Source organism: Aliiglaciecola sp. CAU 1673, assembly GCF_029223185.1.
Taxonomy (GTDB): Bacteria; Pseudomonadota; Gammaproteobacteria; order Enterobacterales; family Alteromonadaceae; genus Bowmanella.
The window spans coordinates 145,241-163,085 of the sequence record NZ_JARHUG010000005.1; the positions used below are offsets into that span (position 1 = coordinate 145,241).

The following is a 17,845-nucleotide window of genomic DNA, read 5'->3' on the forward strand; positions in this document are numbered from 1 at the left end:
CAGTAGCCACTTTTAGCTCTGCGATGTGCGGGGCCAACGAAAGAAAATCTAGCCTGTTGAGGTCTTAGCTCATGCCCGAACATTGTCTGATTCTGTGCACTAGTCCAAATCAGGAGATTGCCCGTATCATTGCCGCCAAAGCACTGGAGAAGAAGTTGGCTGCCTGCATTAATCTGATCCCCGGGCTGGAATCCTGGTACGTATGGCAAGGGCAGGTGCAACAAGATGCAGAAGTGCAGATGTTGTTTAAAACCCAAAAAAATCTGGCAGATGCATTATATAAGTTGGTGTTAAGCCTGCACCCTTATGATGTGCCGGAGTGGCTGGTACTGGATATTGCCGGCGGTGGTCAGGATTATTTGAATTGGATTACAAGTTGTACAAAATGAAATATATAAAAGCCCTATTGTTTTCCTTGTGTGTCTCTCTCTTTGCAGCCCTGCCTGGCTTCGCTCAGGACCTGAATCAACTGTTCGGTGACGAGCCCGAATTCCTGCCAGTGGACCAAGCCTTTGTGTTTGACTTTAAACAAGATGGCAATCAACTGGTACTCAGTTGGAAGATTGCAGAGGGCTATTACCTTTACAAAAAACAATTTAAGACCGCACTGCAAGGCGTTGAATTAGGCGAACCTGAATTTCCACCAGCTAAGCAAATAGAGGACGAATATTTCGGCGTCTCTGATGTATTTTTTGACGCAGTGGATATTCAATATCCTATTCAGTGGTCGGAAAAAGATGGCGTCGTTAAGGTTCGTTATCAGGGCTGCGCCGAGGCAGGCCTGTGTTATCCCGCCACGACCAAAGTGGTTTATCTGAATGAAGTGGCGGGTGCCAAGGGCAACGAATCGGCGCAAGCCAACGCTTCTTCCGTCAGCGATATTGCGCACTCAGATACAGAACAAGAAGCATCGCTGCAATTCCGTCTCAATCAAATGCTCAGCGATCCCCAGCACAGTTTGCTGTTGATACTGGGGTTACTCTTTGTACTGGGTATTGGCCTGGGCTTTACGCCCTGTGTGTATCCCATGTATCCCATATTGTCGGCAATAGTCGTTGGGAAGGGACAAAACCTCACTCCACTGCGCGGCTTTAATTTGAGCTTTGCATACGTGCAAGGAATGGCACTGACCTACTCCTTGTTAGGGGTTCTGGTGGCGCTGTTTGGCATGCAATTGCAAAGTGCGTTGCAGCATCCCTATGTGTTGCTGGTCGTGATCCTGGTATTTGTGCTGTTGGCGCTTGTCATGTTTGGCCTGTGGGAACTGCAGCTACCCGCGAAATGGCAGGAGAAACTTAATCGCCTCTCCAACCAACAAAAGCGGGGCAACTATTGGGGCGTCTTCGTAATGGGCGCCTTGTCGGGATTGGTGGCATCGCCCTGCACTACTGCACCTCTTACCGGGGTGTTGCTGTTTATTGCCCAATCTGGTGATTTATCCCTGGGATTCCTGGCGCTCTATGTGCTGGCCATGGGTATGGGTGCACCGCTGATTGCCTACGGCACATCCGGCGGCGCCTTGCTGCCAAAGGCTGGTGCTTGGATGAATATCATTAAGGTGACCTTTGGCTTCTTATTGCTCACGGCGGCCCTTTTCATCGTCGAACGTATGGTCGAAAACCTGTATACCAATCTCGCCTGGGCCGCAACCCTACTGGCCTTGTTCACCTACTACCAGATCATGAACCAGGAAAGCCAAACCAGCTTCTGGAAAGGCGTAAGAAGCATGCTGATATTCCTGGGCATGCTGATGTCTGCCATGTGGGGTTACGGAAGAGTGGTAGCGGAGTTCCAGTCAGACACACCTGTCCAGGCGAGTAATAGCGCGCATCAGGTAAAATTTATGCGGGTCAAGGATTTGGCTGATTTTGAGCAAAAGCTGGGGGAAGCCAATGCTCAGGGCAAATCGGTAATGATAGATCTTTATGCGGACTGGTGTGTGGCCTGCAAGGAGTTTGAAAAATACACTTTTCCTGATCCGGCTGTGAAACAGGAGCTGTCTAATACTGTGCTGATGCAGATTGATCTTACCGACAACACACCACAAAGCCTGGAGTTTCAGGAGACCTTCGCCATACTCGGCTTGCCCACTATCCTGTTCTTCGATGCCGCAGGCAATGAGCTGGCGTCAGCACGGGTAACTGGATTTATGAAGGCCGACAAGTTCGCCCAGCACTTAGCCACTTTGCCGCTCTAACTGGTTGTTAATAATCTCTCTCCAATCACACTCCAGCAGCGAACGAACATCGCCTGCTGGGGCGGGGCGGGAGTAAAGATAACCCTGCTGCTTGCTGCAGCCTTGATCCAATAGGAAGCGGGCCTGCTCAGCTGTCTCAATACCCTCCGCCACACATTCCATACCCAGGCTCCGGGCCATCAGCATCATGGTGATAATGATGGCCTCATCGTTCTTGTCGATGCCGATATCATGCACAAAGCTTTGATCGATTTTAATGATGTCGATAGGAAAGGCCTTAAGGTACTTAAGCGACGAATAACCGGTCCCGAAATCATCCAACGCAAAGCGCAGGCCGCTTTCATACAAGCTCTCCATGCACTGACGCGCCGATTCATGATCGTGCATCAACGCGCCTTCCGTAATTTCCAGCTTTAAGGCTGAAGGCGGCAATCGGTGACGATGCAGTATAGAGGTGATCTCCTCTACGGAGATCCCCAATTCAAAATGTCTGGCGCTGATATTCACCGACAGGAAAGGTGACCAGCCCGCTGTATGCCAGGCAGCCAAATCTTCGGCAGCACGCTCCATGGCCTGCCAGGTCAGCGGCACTATTAATCCCAACTCTTCCGCCAAGGGAATAAATTCCCCGGGCGAAACAAATTTTCCATCCGGGAACCAGCGCAACAACAACTCGAATCCCAGGGTTTGCCCACTGTCCAAATCAATAATCGGCTGGTAGTAGTTTACAAATTCATTGCGCTTAAGGGCCTGTTTCAGGCGATTTTCCATACCCACTTTAGCCAGTGCTTGTTGGTTCATGGCCTCGGTGAAATATTGATAGCGGTTACGACCACCACCTTTAGCGTGATACATGGCAATATCGGCGAACTTAAGTAAGTCGCTGGCTTCATCGGCATCATCGGGATATACCGCGATACCCACGCTGGCAGACACTCCCACTTGGTTATTGCCAATCTGGATAGGCTGATCTACTTCGCTGATGATCTTGGCTGCCAGGGCACTGAGATCCAGCTCATCCACAAAATCTTCAATCACAACCAGAAACTCATCCCCGCCGAGACGCCCGACCGTATCATCTACCCGCAGAGCGGATTTAAGACGGCTGGCGACATCCAGCAACAATTGATCTCCGGCATCGTGACCCAAGGTGTCGTTGACCTGCTTAAACTTATCCAAGTCAATAAAGAACACAGCCAATTTGGTGCGGCGGCGAGTGGCATGTTCAATACCATGCTGGATCCGATCTAGCAGCAAGTTGCGGTTGGGTAAGCCGGTCAGGCTGTCATAATTGGCCATCTGCTTCAGCACCCGCTGCGCGGCTTTCTGTTCGCTGATATCGGTCATCACGGCAATGAAATAATCGATGGCGTTCTGCTCGTTGGCAACCGCATTAATCTTGATCATCAGATGGTGCAGGCGGCTGTCATTACCCAGCACCTCCTCTTCACCGCGCCAATGCTCTCCGGGATTCAAGGCCATCATTTTTTCCTGATAAGCCTCAATGGCATCCTTAGTAAAACGTCTGCGCAGCTGCGCAGGCAGTTCCTGTTCAGGATCTAAGCCCAGGGATTCACAGCAAGCCTGATTGGCAGCAATCGGCAAAGCATCGGCGTTAAAGATCAATACCCAGTCACGGGTGTGGCGGAAGGCTTCGCCAAATAATCTGGCTTTTTCTTCGCTGACCCGATTTTGCGTAATGTTAGTGAAGGTACCGCTTACGGCCAGAATCTGTCCGTCTTGATCGCGATCAACCACTCTTCCAAGATCGCGATACCAGTTCCAGGCATCGTCTTGTCCTTTCAAGCGATAGCTGACATCCAGGCTCTCCTGCTGGCCGCTGATAAACCTGGACCAGTCCGCCTCAAACGCCGTTCTGTCCAACGGATGAATCCTGGCAATAAAATCGTCAAAATTAATCTTTTCCTGATCACCATAGCCTAATTCGTCCTTGAGTCTGGGCTGGTACATATTGTTGCTATCTGCCTGCCAGTCCCAGATACCGCTATTACCACCCCGAAGCGCTAATTGCAGTCTTCTTTCACTGGTTTTTAATTCTATATGGGCTTCCAGCAGTTCCTCTTCTTGCTGACGCTTCTTATGTCGCCATAACCACGCAAGGGACAGAACCATGAAACCATAAAAGGTGTAAGCCAACGGAGAGTTCCAAGGTGCATACTTGACCCGGATATCCAGTCGTGCGGGTTCACTCTGCAAACCGGAGATAGGATCGGTGGCCGTCACCTCAAAGTGATACAAGCCTGGATTAAGTTTGGGCACCGCGACTTCGTTACGGGTGCTGGGCGGAAAGGAGATATTGCTCTTACCCATGAATTGGTAACGATACTGAGTTTGCGCCAACATACCGTATTGCAGGGTAGAGAACTTAATGGTCAGCCCCACATCATCGTGATCGAGCAGGATCTCGGTATTTTCTATATTACCAAAGGGCATACCATTGGGTTTGGTGGACACCTCTACCTCAGTGATCACCGCCTTGGGTTTCCTCAGCTCTTTGTCCAACAGGCTAGCCGGATCAAAAATCGTCACACCTTTCATTGAGCCGTAAGCAAATCGACCATCAGCCAGACGCGCGTACGACATGGAGTTGAATTCATTGGTCGCCAGACCGTCTTTGTCGGTAAAACGTTGAAAATGATGGGTTTCCAAATCCATGCGCAACAATCCTGCATGGCTACTCATCCACATGTTGCCCAGACCATCTAGCTGCAAGCCATAGATGTAATTGGACGGCAACAGGTTGCCGCGATCGAAGAAAAACCTCGTCTCCAGGGTTTTCACATCAAGACCGTATAAACCCAGGGTTGAGTAGGCCACCCAAAGTATGCCGTGATCATCCAGTAAAGGTGGCTCAGGAGTCATATTGTATTGCCCCTGCGCTCCTTCTACCTGGTGTATTCTTTTGACTTGTTGTTGCTTAGTGTTATAGGCCCACATTTCCCCTGCCATACCTACCAGCAGGCTGTCAGGGTCAGTAGGAAGAAAACCAATAAAACCATTAGATAAAGCAGTTGAAAGTGCGCTATTCAGAACGTCGATGGAGACAAGTTCGCCGCTTTTTACTTCATAGCGGAAAAAGCCCCTTGCGTGAGCAAACCAGAGGTTGCCTTCATCATCTTTAATGACACCATACAAATAACCTTTGAGGATATTTTGTACATCGGGGGTAGCTGCTAAAGGCTCACTCACTTCGCCGGTAGCCTTGTTAAAAAGCTTAAGGCCTGTATCCGCCACTAACCAAAGATAACCCTCGCCAGCATGAAGCAAACCGTTGACCCCATACTCTTCATAGTTGCCATCTTCCTGCCCCTTTACCAGATACTGTGTGACGTTGTCTGTCGCAACATCGTAAAGGTTTAAGCCATTTTGAGTACCAATCCACAGCTTGCCGTCCTTATCACATCGAAGTTTCCAAACGGTGTCTTGGCTGAGCCGCCGATTGGGGCGGGAATTAATATGTAAATTGACAAAATTTGCAGAAATAGGAGACCACATAAAGACACCATCGGCCTTACTCGCCAGCCAGAGGTTGCCCTGACTATCCCACAGCATCTTCTTTATATCGTCATCTGAGACTGGGTAATGGGAGTCCTTCAGTTGCAACAAGTGTGTGGCGGTTTCCTTAGCCACATCGTAACGAAAAAGACCAATATCCGTTGCCAGCAGTAAATTGTTGTCGTCGGGTAAGATTTGCCAGATATTGCGAATCACTTTTTTACCGGCAAAAGGCGCATCTTTTGCCAGCTCTAAGTGCTGCTTAAGCTGTTCTGCTGTCAAATGAAACAAACCACCAACAGCGCCAATCCAAAGCCCACCTGACTTGTCGAGATAAAAGGCTTTTACATTACGGCTGTCAACCCACTGCTCCGGATTTTCCAGAAAGGCCATTTGGGTAAAACTGTTGGTCTTTGTATCAACAATAAACAAGCCCTCTGAAGACCCCACCAACAGATACTCGTTCAGAGGTTGAATTGCACGGATGATGTTGCGTCCTAGTCGCAGATCACGAGGTAGAGTGAAAACGATCTCATAACTACCCTGCCTTGGGTCGTACAGTAGCACCTCATAATCCGTCGCCACCCATAGCTTATGAGAGGATTCAGCTATTACATCAACAATGCCCTGAGGTACCTCTTCATCTTCTGGAGAGTAACGCAGCAAATGCTGCTGCAATTGCCCACTTTTGGGATCGAACTCGAGCAGCCCCTTGCTCATGGTTCCAATCCAAATGGTCCCAGAAGGCCCTTTAGTCAGGCTTTGGATAATGCTTTCGGCGATATTGATTTCGGTGTTGTTGATTTGCCTGATGTTGTAACCATCGAAACGGTTCAGCCCACCTTCAGTGCCTATCCACAGAAATCCCTGATCATCTTCCAACAAAGCATTTACAGTGCTTTGTGACAGGCCTTCTTCTGAAGACACCCGGCGCAGTTTGGGATCGTCGAACTCCGGCATAGCAACAGCTGCCGACATGTAGCAACAGGTAAGGAGTAGCCAATAGATAGCGGTAAGGTACTTCATGAATATCTGAGGTGCTCAGCTTCTCTGATTAGTCTTGGTATTCCTGGCTTGTCGGCAATAGACATAATCTTTTCAAGCCTATACAAAGGCCTCGAGTTTAGCATGCTTACATTGCGTAACAAGCATACTACTGAGTAAAAAAGTATCAGCAAAGTCAGAGCCTATCGTCCTGGCATGAACGTTTTTGAAAAATTGTCTCAAACGTCGCTGATAAGACCAGTATTTTGCTGAGATTTAATCGCCACTATCTATAATAGCTAGCCAACTGACTAGTGAGCGGTTAATTTACGAGCAGCGGCCAGAAATAAAACTCGAAATCCTGCTATAAATAGATGAACATGGCTTTTTAGCCACAATTCGGCGCATTTTCGTGAACTTTTTATTACTAAATGGTCCCAACTTAAACTTGCTAGGCCGGCGTGAACCCCATATTTATGGGTACCAAAGCCTGCAGGATATTGTTGAGGGGCTGGAGAAGCAGGCTCAGGCTTTGGGTATTAACTTAAGCCACAAGCAATCCAACGCAGAGCATGAGCTGATTGATGCTATTCAACAAGCCATGGGAGTGGTGGACTTTATTATTATCAACCCAGGTGCTTTTACCCATACCAGCATTGCCATTCGTGATGCGCTCGCTGGCGTGGCGATCCCCTTTATTGAAGTGCATTTATCCAATGTGCATGCCAGGGAAGCCTTTCGCAAACACTCCTATTTGTCGGATATCGCCAAAGGCGTGATCTGTGGATTGGGCGCCCAAGGATACGAATTCGCTTTACAGGCAGCGCTGAAGTACTGCCAAGAACATCACAAATAGAAACTAGAGAGAATAAAGATGGATATTCGCAAAATTAAAAAATTGATTGAGTTGGTGGAAGAGTCGGGCATTGCTGAGTTGGAAATTACCGAAGGCGAAGAGTCGGTTCGTATTCACAGGGGCGGCAGCGCACCAATACAATACGCGCCTATGCCCATGCAATATGCCGCACCTGCACCGGCCCCGGCTGCTGCACCGGCCCCCGCTCCTGCAGCACAAGCTGCTGCACCGGCCAAAGCCAGTGAAGAGCCAAGCGGTCACATTGTGCGCTCCCCCATGGTTGGCACCTTCTACCGTGCATCGGCCCCAGGCTCGAAGAACTTCGTGGAAGTGGGCGACAAAGTCAGCGTTGGCGACACCCTTTGTATTGTCGAAGCGATGAAGATGATGAACCAAATCGAAGCAGACAAGGCCGGCGTAGTGAAGCAAATCCTGGTAGAAAACCAGGAGCCAGTAGAGTTTGACCAGCCGCTGTTCGTAATTGAATAAATAGGCCACCAATATGTTGGATAAAGTACTGATTGCCAACCGTGGTGAAATTGCACTGCGGGTATTGCGCGCCTGCAAAGAGCTGGGCATTAAAACCGTGGCGGTGCACTCGACAGTGGATCGTAACCTTAAGCATGTATTGCTGGCGGATGAATCCATTTGTATCGGTGGTCCCCCGGCGACCCAGAGCTACCTTAATATCCCCTCTATTATTGCAGCGGCCGAAGTGACCAACGCCATCGCCATTCACCCTGGTTACGGCTTTTTGGCAGAAAACGCCGACTTCGCCGAACAAGTAGAGCGCAGTGGGTTCGTATTTATCGGTCCTAAGGCCGACACTATTCGCTTGATGGGTGACAAAGTCTCCGCCATCAGCGCCATGAAAAAGGCCGGTGTACCTTGTGTACCGGGCTCAGATGGCCCCTTGGGCGACGATGAAACCAAGAACAAAGCCATTGCCAAGCGAATTGGCTACCCCATTATCATCAAAGCCGCTGGCGGCGGTGGTGGTCGTGGTATGCGTGTAGTACGCAGCGAAGCCGAACTGCTGAAATCCATCGCCATGACCCGCAGCGAAGCCGGTGCCGCTTTTGGCAACAGCATGGTGTACATGGAGAAGTTCCTGGAGAACCCTCGTCACGTGGAAATCCAGGTATTGGCAGACGGACAGGGGAATGCCATTCATTTAGGTGAGCGTGACTGCTCTATGCAGCGTCGCCACCAGAAAGTGGTGGAAGAGGCCCCTGCACCAGGGATTACCGCCGAAATGCGCGAGAAAATCGGCGATCGTTGCCGCCGCGCCTGTATCGAAATCGGTTATCGCGGCGCCGGTACCTTCGAGTTTCTGTATGAAAACGGTGAGTTCTACTTTATTGAGATGAATACCCGTATTCAGGTTGAGCACCCTGTATCAGAGATGATCACCGGTGTGGATCTGATCAAAGAGCAGCTACGTATCGCCGCCGGCCAGCCTTTGGCTATCGACCAGTCGCAGATCCAAATTCGCGGCCATGCTATCGAATGCCGGATTAACGCCGAGGATCCGGAGCGTTTTGTACCGTCACCCGGCAAGATCGAAATGTTTCATCCGCCCGGCGGTCTGGGTGTGCGTTGGGACTCTCATATCTATGCGGGTTATTCCGTACCACCCAATTATGATTCCATGATCGGGAAGTTGATCACCTATGGTGAAAGTCGCGATGTGGCTATCGCCCGCATGCGTCATGCGCTAAATGAGTTGGTCATCGACGGCATCAAAACCAATGTGCCGCTGCAAAAGCTGATTATGTCTGATGAAAACTTCCGTAATGGTGGTACCAATATCCATTATCTGGAAAAGAAACTGGGCATTCACAAGTAAGCCAATTGCTTATCTGATAAAGGCGCTTCGGCGCCTTTTCTTTTGCTTGCCAAACACTCAGAATATCAGCTTTTAGCTGCCAGCCTGTGTCATGTTCACCCAGCGTTTTGTCCAAATTGATCACTTGCTGCAACAGCACCGCCTGTATTGGCAGTTCCAGCCTTTTGAACAGCATGACTATCCCTGGCGAGAGATTCATCCTTCATTATGCAGCTGGCTTGAACAGCAATCGGACCAATCACTGTATCAGTGGGCAGAAGATCCCGGACAGGCACTGCAACGTTGCCAGCCATTTATAGCGGCTTTAGCCGACCTGCCCGGATTACTCTCCCTACCCATGGCCGGAGAAGCCTTAGAAGCACCATTTTGGCTGAAAACAGCGGTAAAAGGCAGGAAATGGCAGCAAATCAGTCGTTTCAGTTCACTGGTTCCCGAAAGTCAGGAGCCACTTCTGGAATGGTGTGCGGGAAAGGGGCATCTTGGCCGCGTATTGGGTTGGCGTGATCGGCGTCCGGTTTTGTCGCTGGAGTGGCAGTCTTCCCTCTGCCAGGAAGGCGAGCAGCTGGCTCATAAGGTGAAAATTGAGCAACAGTTTGCCTGTACCAATGTGCTGACTCAAAACACCAGTCCACATTTTGCCAATACACACACAGTAACAGCATTGCATGCCTGCGGTCAGTTACATATCGAGATGCTCAGACAGGCTGCACGCCATGGCAGCAGCCAGATTTGTCTATCGCCTTGTTGCTATCAACTGATTCCAGATACCCAGTATTGCCCTCTCAGCAAAGCCGGCCAGACTTCGACACTTACCCTTTCTCGCAGCGACCTTCGACTGGCCGTGCAGGAAACGGTCACCGCAACAAGCAGAGACACTAAAAGGCGTCAAACAGAGCGCCTATACCGATTGGTTTTCGATAATTGGCAACGACAGGTAAATAACAGTAATAGCTATTTAAACGTCCCTCCCGTCCCCCACTCACTATTAAAAGAGGATGTGCTGGCATTTTGCCAATGGGCCGCCAAGCAAAAAGAATTGCCCGCTCCCCGGGAGGAGCAGCTGCCCTCTTTGTTCGAGCACGCCCAAGTCCGAGCCAAGCAGATACAAAGAATGGAATGGGTACAGCATCAGTTTCGTCGAGCCCTGGAGCTATGGCTGGTGTTAGATCGCTGTCTCTATTTGGAGGAGGAAGGCTACCAAGTGGAGCTGATGACCTTTTGCGAACGCCAGGTCAGCCCTCGCAACCTCTTTATCAGGGCGAAAAAGTCAGTGAATTCGTCGGCAGATGCTTGAAATTTTGCCATCAACTTTTAGGCTTAAGTCTTTTGGCAAATTGGAAAGTTTTATGCAGCTCAAATACTTAGCACCCTTTTTAGTGCTGTTACTGACCTTACCCGCACAGGCGGCGGAAAAAGACAAAGAAGCGGCGCCCATTGCCGAGCCTCAGGTTCATATCAGCGAGCATAAGGTCCGTATCCAAGGCCAGAATATTCGTTACCAGGTAGAAGCAGCGGACACTTATATAAAGGATAAGGACGGCAATCCCACTGCCAGCATATTCAGCACCGCCTATACCCGCTTGGATGAAAAGAATAGCGAGCGCCCGCTAATTTTTGTATTTAACGGTGGCCCTGGTTCATCTTCAGTGTGGCTGCATATGGGGTTGTTTGGTCCCAAGCGCGTGGTGCTGCCAAGTGACGCCGAAAGGGTGGGGGCCGCTCCCTACTTACTTGAAACCAATGGCCTGAGTATTTTAGATATGGCCGACCTGGTGTTTATCGATCCCGTTGGAACCGGCTTTTCCAAGCCGCTGGGCGAACATAAAGGCAAAGAATTCTGGGGAGTAAAAGAAGACGGCGAATCTCTTGCAGAGTTTATCCGTGTCTATATCGCCACCCACAACCGCTGGAATTCACCAAAGTATCTGGCCGGTGAAAGCTATGGCACCACCCGTGCCGGCGTGTTGGTAAAGGAATTACAGGAAGGCTGGGGCTCTATCGACCTGAACGGCATTATGCTGATCTCCTCTATTCTTGATTTTCAAACCGGTGATTTCACCGATGGCAACGACCTGCCTTATGTGACCTTCCTGCCCACCTACGCCGCAACGGCCTGGTACCATAATGCGCTGCCGAACAAAGGCCAATGGTCAGATCTACCCAGCTTTATTCGCGATGTCAGGGATTTCGCCCTTGGCGAATATGCCACCGTGCTGCTCAAAGGCGCCTTAGCAACGGATGCGGAGCGTCAGGCTGTTATTGAAAAACTCCATCAATTCACCGGTCTGAAAACCAAATACCTGGAGCAAACTGACCTGCGCATCAATGAATTCCGCTTTATGAAGGAGTTGTTGCGTGATCAGGGCAAAGTGGTGGGCCGTCTGGACAGCCGTTACCTAGGCGAAGATGCCAGTATCGTTACCGAACGCTTTGAGGCTGACCCCTCTTCCTATGCCATTGACGGTGCCTATACCGCCGCCATCAACCACTACTTCGCCAGCGAGCTGGGGGTCAAGCGTGAAGCGTCTTACCATATTCTCAGCGGCGAGGTATTCAGCAATTGGAATTGGCTATATGGCAGCTCTGCCAGAAGCCAGGGCTTCTTAAACGTTACCCCCTTTGTGGCCAAAGGCATGCGCCAAAACAAAGATCTGCGCGTATTCGTTGCCAATGGCTACTACGACCTGGCCACCCCTTTCTTTGCCACCGAGCATTCTATGAATCATCACGGCATCGACCTGTCGCGGGTGACCATGAAGTACTATGAGGCGGGCCATATGATGTATATCCACCAGCCCTCCTTTGAGGCACTGGTGAAGGATATCCGGGATTTTTTACGCCCCTGAGGTGCAATCAACATAAAAAAGGCCGGTAAACGGCCTTTTTTGGTTTTTCAATCCAGCAGGCTTTATACTCTCGCCACTTTTCAGACCGGGGGAGCAAAACATGGCTTGGATCCAACTCAAAATTAATACCAACGCCGCCGAAGCGGAGCGTCTCGGTGACCTGTTATCAGATGTAGGCGCCCAAGCAGTGACTTTTGTGGATGCCAAGGACACCCCCTGGTATGAGCCCAAACCCGGCGAAGTACAGTTGTGGCCGGATACGCTGGTGATTGGCCTGTTTGACGCCAGTGAAGACATGCTGCCGATGATGGCTGATATCCGCCCTCATCTGCCGGCCGGCAGTTTGATTAAGTTGGATCAGCTCGAAGACAAGGACTGGGAGCGGGAGTGGATGGATAACTTCCATCCGATGCAATTTGGCAAGCGTCTTTGGATCTGTCCCAGTTGGCGCGATGTGCCCGATCCCAAAGCGGTTAATGTAATGCTTGACCCAGGCCTGGCTTTTGGTACCGGCACGCATCCCACCACCGCACTTTGTTTGCGTTGGTTGGATGGGCTGGATCTGACCGACAGTCTGGTAGTGGATTTTGGCTGTGGCTCCGGCATTCTTGGCATTGCCGCCCTCAAGCTTGGCGCCAAGCGGGTGGTAGGTATTGATATTGACCCGCAGGCGATTCAAGCCAGTCAGGACAATGCCGATCGAAACGGCGTAGGTGAGCAAATCGAACTCTATCTGCCGGCTGAGCAGCCGACATTGCGTGCCGACGTAGTAGTCGCCAATATCCTGGCCGGTCCCTTACGAGAGCTTCGAGAGGTCATCACCGACTACTGCAAGCCAGGTGGTCGCCTGGCCTTATCCGGCATTCTGGCGGAGCAAGCACAGGAGCTTCAGGCCTTGTACGGACAAGACTTCGATATGGATGCTATCGCCATTGAAGGTGACTGGGCCAGGTTAAGTGGTATCCGTCGCCAATAACCGAGACCTTGCGTATGGTTGGCGGCCTTTACTGACAAGGCTGCCATCATCTTGGGCCTGTCAATAGCCAAGCGACGAAAAAACACATATTTTGTTTAATTTCTAGCCTTTTCAACCCAGCAAAAAACCCTTAAACTTAGCGCCCTTTTGAGCAGGCTGAACACTTTTTGTGCAACAGCACTGTGTTAGATGGCGCACGCGGTAGTATGCAAATCGGTCCCTACAGGCTTGAAAACAATCTGATGCTAGCCCCTATGGCTGGTGTGACAGACAGGCCTTTCAGGAAACTGTGCAAACGCATGGGCGCAGGTCTGGTGGTGTCAGAGATGCTGTCGGCTAACCCGGAAGTCTGGGAGTCGGAAAAATCTCGCCATCGCATGGATCACAGCGGCGAATCCGGTTTGATATCGGTACAAATCGCCGGGGCCGACCCCGATATGATGGCCAGGGCCGCAATCCACAATGTGGAGAACGGTGCCCAAATCATCGATATCAACATGGGTTGCCCAGCAAAGAAGGTAAATAAAAAGCTGGCTGGCTCAGCACTGCTGCAATACCCGGATTTGGTGGAGGCTATCGTTAAGGCGGTAGTTAAGGCAGTGCAGGTTCCCGTCACTTTAAAAATCAGGACAGGATGGAACCAAGACAATCGTAACGGTGTCGATATCGCCAAGATTGCTGAAGCCAATGGGATCTGTTCGTTAGCAGTGCATGGCAGGACACGCGCCTGCATGTACAAGGGTGAGGCGGAATACCACACCATCAGACAGATCAAAGAGGCGATTTCCATTCCAGTGGTGGCCAATGGCGACATCACGGATGTGTACAAAGCCAAACAGGTACTGGAGTTTACCGGTGCGGACGCGATTATGATCGGCCGCGGGGCACAAGGACGGCCATGGATATTCAGGGAAGTGGAGCACTTTTTAAAAACCGGCGAATTGCTACCCGCGCCGGCGTTGACAGAAGTTCGGCAAATTTTGCTCGAGCATGTCAGCAATGTTCACCAGTTTTATGGTGACTTTATGGGTAGTCGTATCGCCCGCAAGCATGTGGGTTGGTATTTGGCGGAACATGACCAGGAACGTCTTTTCCGTGCACATTTCAACGGTATCGAAGACGCCAGTGCGCAAATCGAGGCCTTGGAACAGTATTTTGAAACGTTGACCGCGATGGCAAACGATGCCGACGCAGTCGCCTAGTATCATCAACCAAAGAGCAAGATAGTATATGTTCGATCAAAACGTGACTTCTCCTTTTACCACAACGGTGACCACTCCTTCTCAGACTCAGGCGCAAAAGCCTTTGCGCGACACCGTTAAACAGGCTGTTAACAAGTACTTGAAGCAGCTGGACAACACGAACATCGATAATCTGTATGATCTGGTATTGGCCGAAGTGGAAGCGCCACTGCTGGAGGAAATCATGACCTTCACCCGTGGCAACCAGACCCGCGCCGCCATCATGATGGGCATCAACCGCGGTACGCTGCGCAAGAAGCTGAAGCAGTACGGCATGAACTAAGGCGATACGCCTGCAAAAAAGAGCACCAATGGGTGCTCTTTTCGCTTTCTCAGACTGTTAAAACTGATTCCGAGGATCCTTAAATGGAAAACCCAAAACCTATTCGCCGCGCTCTTTTGAGCGTTTCAGATAAGACAGGTATCGTCGAATTCGCTCAGGCCTTGGTCGCCATGGACATCGAACTGCTCTCTACCGGTGGTACGGCCAAGTTGCTGGCTGGTGCCGGGCTGCCGGTAAAAGAAGTCTCTGAGCATACTGGTTTCCCTGAAATTATGGATGGTAGGGTCAAGACCCTGCATCCCAAGATCCACGGCGGTATTTTAGGCAGACGGGATCAAGATCAAGATGTGATGGAGAAGCACGGTATTGCCCCTATCGACATGGTAGTGGTGAATCTATACCCCTTTGCCAAGACAGTTGAAAAAGAAGACTGCACTCTGGAAGACGCCATTGAAAATATCGATATTGGCGGTCCCACCATGGTGCGCGCAGCGGCCAAAAATCATAACGACGTCACTATTATCGTTAACGCCCACGACTATGTCAGGGTGCTGGAAGAGATGCAGGACAATGGCGGCAGTCTGAGCCAGCAGACCCGTTTCGATTTGGCTATTGCTGCTTTTGAACATACCGCTCAATACGATGGCATGATTGCTAACTATTTTGGCCAAATGTTACCCGCCTACAACACACAAGACGTTGCTGGCGAAGAAGAAGCACAAGCCTCGCAATTCCCCCGCACCATTAATATGCAATTTATCAAGCAGCAGGATCTGCGCTACGGTGAGAACAGCCATCAGGCCGCCGCCTTCTATGTTGAAAGCGATGTTGCCGAGGCATCCGTTGCCACTGCCCGTCAGCTGCAAGGCAAGGCCCTGTCCTACAACAATATTGCCGATACCGATGCGGCGCTGGAATGTGTCAAAGAATTCGATCAGCCGGCCTGCGTGATTGTTAAGCACGCCAACCCTTGCGGCGTGGCCTTGGGCGACAATATTCTGGAAGCCTACAACCGCGCCTATACCACTGACCCTACCTCGGCTTTTGGTGGCATTATTGCCTTTAACCGTGAACTGGACGGTGCCACCGCCAAAGCCATTGTGGAGCGCCAGTTTGTCGAAGTGATTATCGCCCCCAGTATTTCTGAGGAAGCCATTCAGGCCGTTAGCGCCAAGCAAAACATTAGATTGCTGGAATGTGGCGACTGGCAGGGCCAGCTCACCGATGAGTTTGACCTGAAACGCGTCAACGGTGGTCTGCTGGTGCAAGAGCGCGATTTCGGCATGGTCGAGATGGACGACCTGAAAGTAGTGTCCAAGCGTCAGCCCAGTGAGCAGGAACTGAATGACCTGTTATTCGCCTGGAAAGTGGCAAAATATGTCAAATCCAATGCCATCGTCTATTGTAAAGACGGCATGACCATCGGCGTTGGCGCAGGCCAGATGAGCCGTGTGTACTCTGCAAAAATTGCCGGCATCAAAGCCGCCGACGAAAACCTGGAAGTAGCGGGTTCGGTGATGGCATCTGATGCCTTCTTCCCCTTCCGTGACGGTATCGATGCAGCTGCAGCGGCCGGTATCAAAGCTGTGATCCAGCCCGGTGGCTCGATGCGCGATGAGGAAGTGATCGCCGCCGCCGATGAACATGGCATGACCATGGTCTTTACCGGGATGCGTCATTTCCGTCATTGATAATTGATTGAACCACAGAGACACAGAGCGCACAGAAAGGCATTTCTATTTAGAAAATCTCCGTGTCCTCTGTGACTCAGTGGTGAAAAGAATTAGAAGGTAAGCAGATGAAAATACTGATTATTGGTGGCGGCGGTCGTGAGCATGCCCTGGCCTGGAAAGCGGCACAGTCTGAACAAGTAGAAAAAGTCTATGTGGCCCCAGGTAATGCAGGCACAGCGCTTGAGCCCAAGCTTGAAAATGTCACCATCGGTGCTGAAGATGTGAGCGCACTGCTAGCCTTTGCCAAGGACCAGCAAATTGACCTGACCATCGTCGGTCCAGAAGCGCCTCTGGTACTAGGCGTAGTGGATAAGTTTCAGGCCGCTGGCCTGCGCATCTTCGGGCCAAGCCAAGCCGCTGCGCAACTGGAAGGCTCCAAAGCCTTTACCAAAGATTTTCTGGCCCGCCACCAGATCCCCACAGCCGAGTATCAAACCTTCAGCCAGGTGGATGATGCCCTCGCCTATGTGCGTGAGAAAGGCGCACCTATAGTGATCAAGGCTGATGGTCTGGCCGCTGGTAAAGGCGTGATTGTGGCCATGCAACTAAGCGAAGCCGAAGAAGCCATCCGCGACATGCTCTCAGGTAATGCTTTTGGCGAGGCTGGCAGCCGCGTAGTCATCGAAGAGTTTCTGGATGGCGAAGAAGCCAGCTTTATCGTCATGGTGGATGGCAAAAACGTGCTGCCTTTTGCTACCAGTCAGGATCACAAGCGCGTAGGCGACAAAGATACCGGTCCCAACACCGGCGGTATGGGTGCTTACTCACCTGCCCCAGTAGTAACCGACCACATCCATCAGCGGGTCATGTACGAGGTTATCTACCCGACTGTCGAAGGTATGGCCAAAGAGGGGCACCCCTATGTTGGCTTTTTGTATGCAGGCCTGATGATCATGGCAGATGGTACGCCCAAGGTAATTGAATACAATTGCCGTTTTGGCGATCCCGAAACCCAACCCATTATGTTGCGTCTGCAATCGGATTTGGTGACCTTGTGCAATGCCGCCCTGGATGGTGCGTTGGACAAGACGGATATCGCCTTTGATTCCCGTGCCGCCCTGGGCGTCGTGCTGGCAGCTAAAGGCTACCCCGGCAGCTATGCCAAAGGTGTTGAGATCGAAGGCTTAACCGGCCTGGATACAGACGAGGCTAAGATCTTCCATGCAGGTACCCGCGAAGAAGCAGGGAAAGTGCTGACCAACGGTGGCCGCGTGCTATGTGCAACCGCATTGGGCAAATCGGTAGACGAAGCACAACAGCGAGCTTATGCCCTGGCTAAGCGGGTGCAGTGTGAGGATCTTTTCTATCGTAATGATATCGGCTGGCGCGCAATTGCCAGAGAGAAGCAGTAACCTTGCAAAACG

At 51.0% G+C, this 17,845-nt stretch carries 13 protein-coding genes; 12 read left to right on the top strand and 1 reads right to left on the bottom strand.

Annotated features, from left to right (window positions below):
- The first annotated feature begins 71 nt into the window (after positions 1–71).
- Positions 72–389, top strand: a complete 318-nt coding sequence (gene cutA, locus P2G88_RS06470; protein ID WP_275794976.1) for a divalent-cation tolerance protein CutA — start codon at positions 72–74, stop codon at positions 387–389.
- Positions 386–2,197 (top strand): protein-disulfide reductase DsbD, encoded by a 1,812-nt coding sequence (locus tag P2G88_RS06475; RefSeq protein ID WP_275794977.1) that lies wholly within the window; start codon positions 386–388, stop codon positions 2,195–2,197. Before cutA ends, P2G88_RS06475 begins: the two co-directional genes overlap by 4 nt.
- Here P2G88_RS06475 and P2G88_RS06480 read toward each other — a convergent pair.
- Positions 2,177–6,739, bottom strand: a complete 4,563-nt coding sequence (locus P2G88_RS06480) for an EAL domain-containing protein (protein WP_275794978.1) — start codon at positions 6,737–6,739, stop codon at positions 2,177–2,179. The two genes, P2G88_RS06475 and P2G88_RS06480, sit on opposite strands and share 21 nt — an antisense overlap.
- 370 nt (positions 6,740–7,109) lie before the next feature.
- Between P2G88_RS06480 and aroQ the strand changes: the two genes are divergently transcribed.
- From aroQ to purD, 10 genes are all read left to right on the top strand, one after another.
- The gene (gene aroQ / locus P2G88_RS06485) at positions 7,110–7,553 is read left to right on the top strand and encodes a type II 3-dehydroquinate dehydratase (RefSeq protein ID WP_275794979.1); all 444 of its coding nucleotides are present in this window, start codon (positions 7,110–7,112) and stop codon (positions 7,551–7,553) included.
- 18 nt (positions 7,554–7,571) lie between these two features.
- Complete coding sequence (gene accB / locus P2G88_RS06490) at positions 7,572–8,042, top strand: acetyl-CoA carboxylase biotin carboxyl carrier protein (RefSeq protein ID WP_275794980.1); 471 nt, start codon at positions 7,572–7,574, stop codon at positions 8,040–8,042.
- Positions 8,043–8,055: 13 nt separating this feature from the next.
- Positions 8,056–9,402: an acetyl-CoA carboxylase biotin carboxylase subunit gene (gene accC / locus P2G88_RS06495; RefSeq protein WP_275794982.1), complete on the top strand. Its 1,347-nt coding sequence runs from the start codon at positions 8,056–8,058 to the stop codon at positions 9,400–9,402.
- 91 nt (positions 9,403–9,493) lie between these two features.
- Positions 9,494–10,696, top strand: a complete 1,203-nt coding sequence (locus P2G88_RS06500; RefSeq protein ID WP_275794984.1) for a methyltransferase — start codon at positions 9,494–9,496, stop codon at positions 10,694–10,696.
- Between the two features lie 52 nt (positions 10,697–10,748).
- Entirely contained in the window at positions 10,749–12,248 is a 1,500-nt protein-coding gene (locus P2G88_RS06505) for a peptidase S10 (RefSeq protein ID WP_275794985.1), read from the top strand.
- Positions 12,249–12,348: 100 nt separating this feature from the next.
- Positions 12,349–13,224, top strand: a complete 876-nt coding sequence (gene prmA, locus P2G88_RS06510; protein ID WP_275794986.1) for a 50S ribosomal protein L11 methyltransferase — start codon at positions 12,349–12,351, stop codon at positions 13,222–13,224.
- 206 nt (positions 13,225–13,430) lie between these two features.
- On the top strand, positions 13,431–14,426 hold the full coding sequence (gene dusB, locus P2G88_RS06515) for a tRNA dihydrouridine synthase DusB (RefSeq protein WP_275794987.1): 996 nt from the start codon (positions 13,431–13,433) through the stop codon (positions 14,424–14,426).
- Between the two features lie 28 nt (positions 14,427–14,454).
- A complete protein-coding gene (gene fis / locus P2G88_RS06520) occupies positions 14,455–14,748 on the top strand; it encodes a DNA-binding transcriptional regulator Fis (protein WP_275794989.1) in 294 nt (97 codons plus the stop codon).
- Positions 14,749–14,831: 83 nt separating this feature from the next.
- Positions 14,832–16,439 (top strand): bifunctional phosphoribosylaminoimidazolecarboxamide formyltransferase/IMP cyclohydrolase, encoded by a 1,608-nt coding sequence (purH, locus tag P2G88_RS06525; protein ID WP_275794990.1) that lies wholly within the window; start codon positions 14,832–14,834, stop codon positions 16,437–16,439.
- 107 nt (positions 16,440–16,546) lie between these two features.
- On the top strand, positions 16,547–17,833 hold the full coding sequence (gene purD / locus P2G88_RS06530) for a phosphoribosylamine--glycine ligase (protein WP_275794991.1): 1,287 nt from the start codon (positions 16,547–16,549) through the stop codon (positions 17,831–17,833).
- Positions 17,834–17,845: the final 12 nt, after the last annotated feature.

Bases quoted from the DNA above. Each gene is read 5' to 3' on its own strand.
- purD (WP_275794991.1), top strand. From the start codon at position 16,547: ATGAAAATACTGATTATTGGTGGCGGCGGTCGTGAGCATGCCCTGGCC.
- cutA (WP_275794976.1), top strand. From the start codon at position 72: ATGCCCGAACATTGTCTGATTCTGTGCACTAGTCCAAATCAGGAGATT.
- P2G88_RS06500 (WP_275794984.1), top strand. From the start codon at position 9,494: ATGTTCACCCAGCGTTTTGTCCAAATTGATCACTTGCTGCAACAGCAC.
- P2G88_RS06475 (WP_275794977.1), top strand. From the start codon at position 386: ATGAAATATATAAAAGCCCTATTGTTTTCCTTGTGTGTCTCTCTCTTT.
- P2G88_RS06480 (WP_275794978.1), bottom strand. From the start codon at position 6,739: ATGAAGTACCTTACCGCTATCTATTGGCTACTCCTTACCTGTTGCTAC.
- P2G88_RS06505 (WP_275794985.1), top strand. From the start codon at position 10,749: ATGCAGCTCAAATACTTAGCACCCTTTTTAGTGCTGTTACTGACCTTA.
- fis (WP_275794989.1), top strand. From the start codon at position 14,455: ATGTTCGATCAAAACGTGACTTCTCCTTTTACCACAACGGTGACCACT.
- accC (WP_275794982.1), top strand. From the start codon at position 8,056: ATGTTGGATAAAGTACTGATTGCCAACCGTGGTGAAATTGCACTGCGG.
- accB (WP_275794980.1), top strand. From the start codon at position 7,572: ATGGATATTCGCAAAATTAAAAAATTGATTGAGTTGGTGGAAGAGTCG.
- dusB (WP_275794987.1), top strand. From the start codon at position 13,431: ATGCAAATCGGTCCCTACAGGCTTGAAAACAATCTGATGCTAGCCCCT.
- purH (WP_275794990.1), top strand. From the start codon at position 14,832: ATGGAAAACCCAAAACCTATTCGCCGCGCTCTTTTGAGCGTTTCAGAT.
- prmA (WP_275794986.1), top strand. From the start codon at position 12,349: ATGGCTTGGATCCAACTCAAAATTAATACCAACGCCGCCGAAGCGGAG.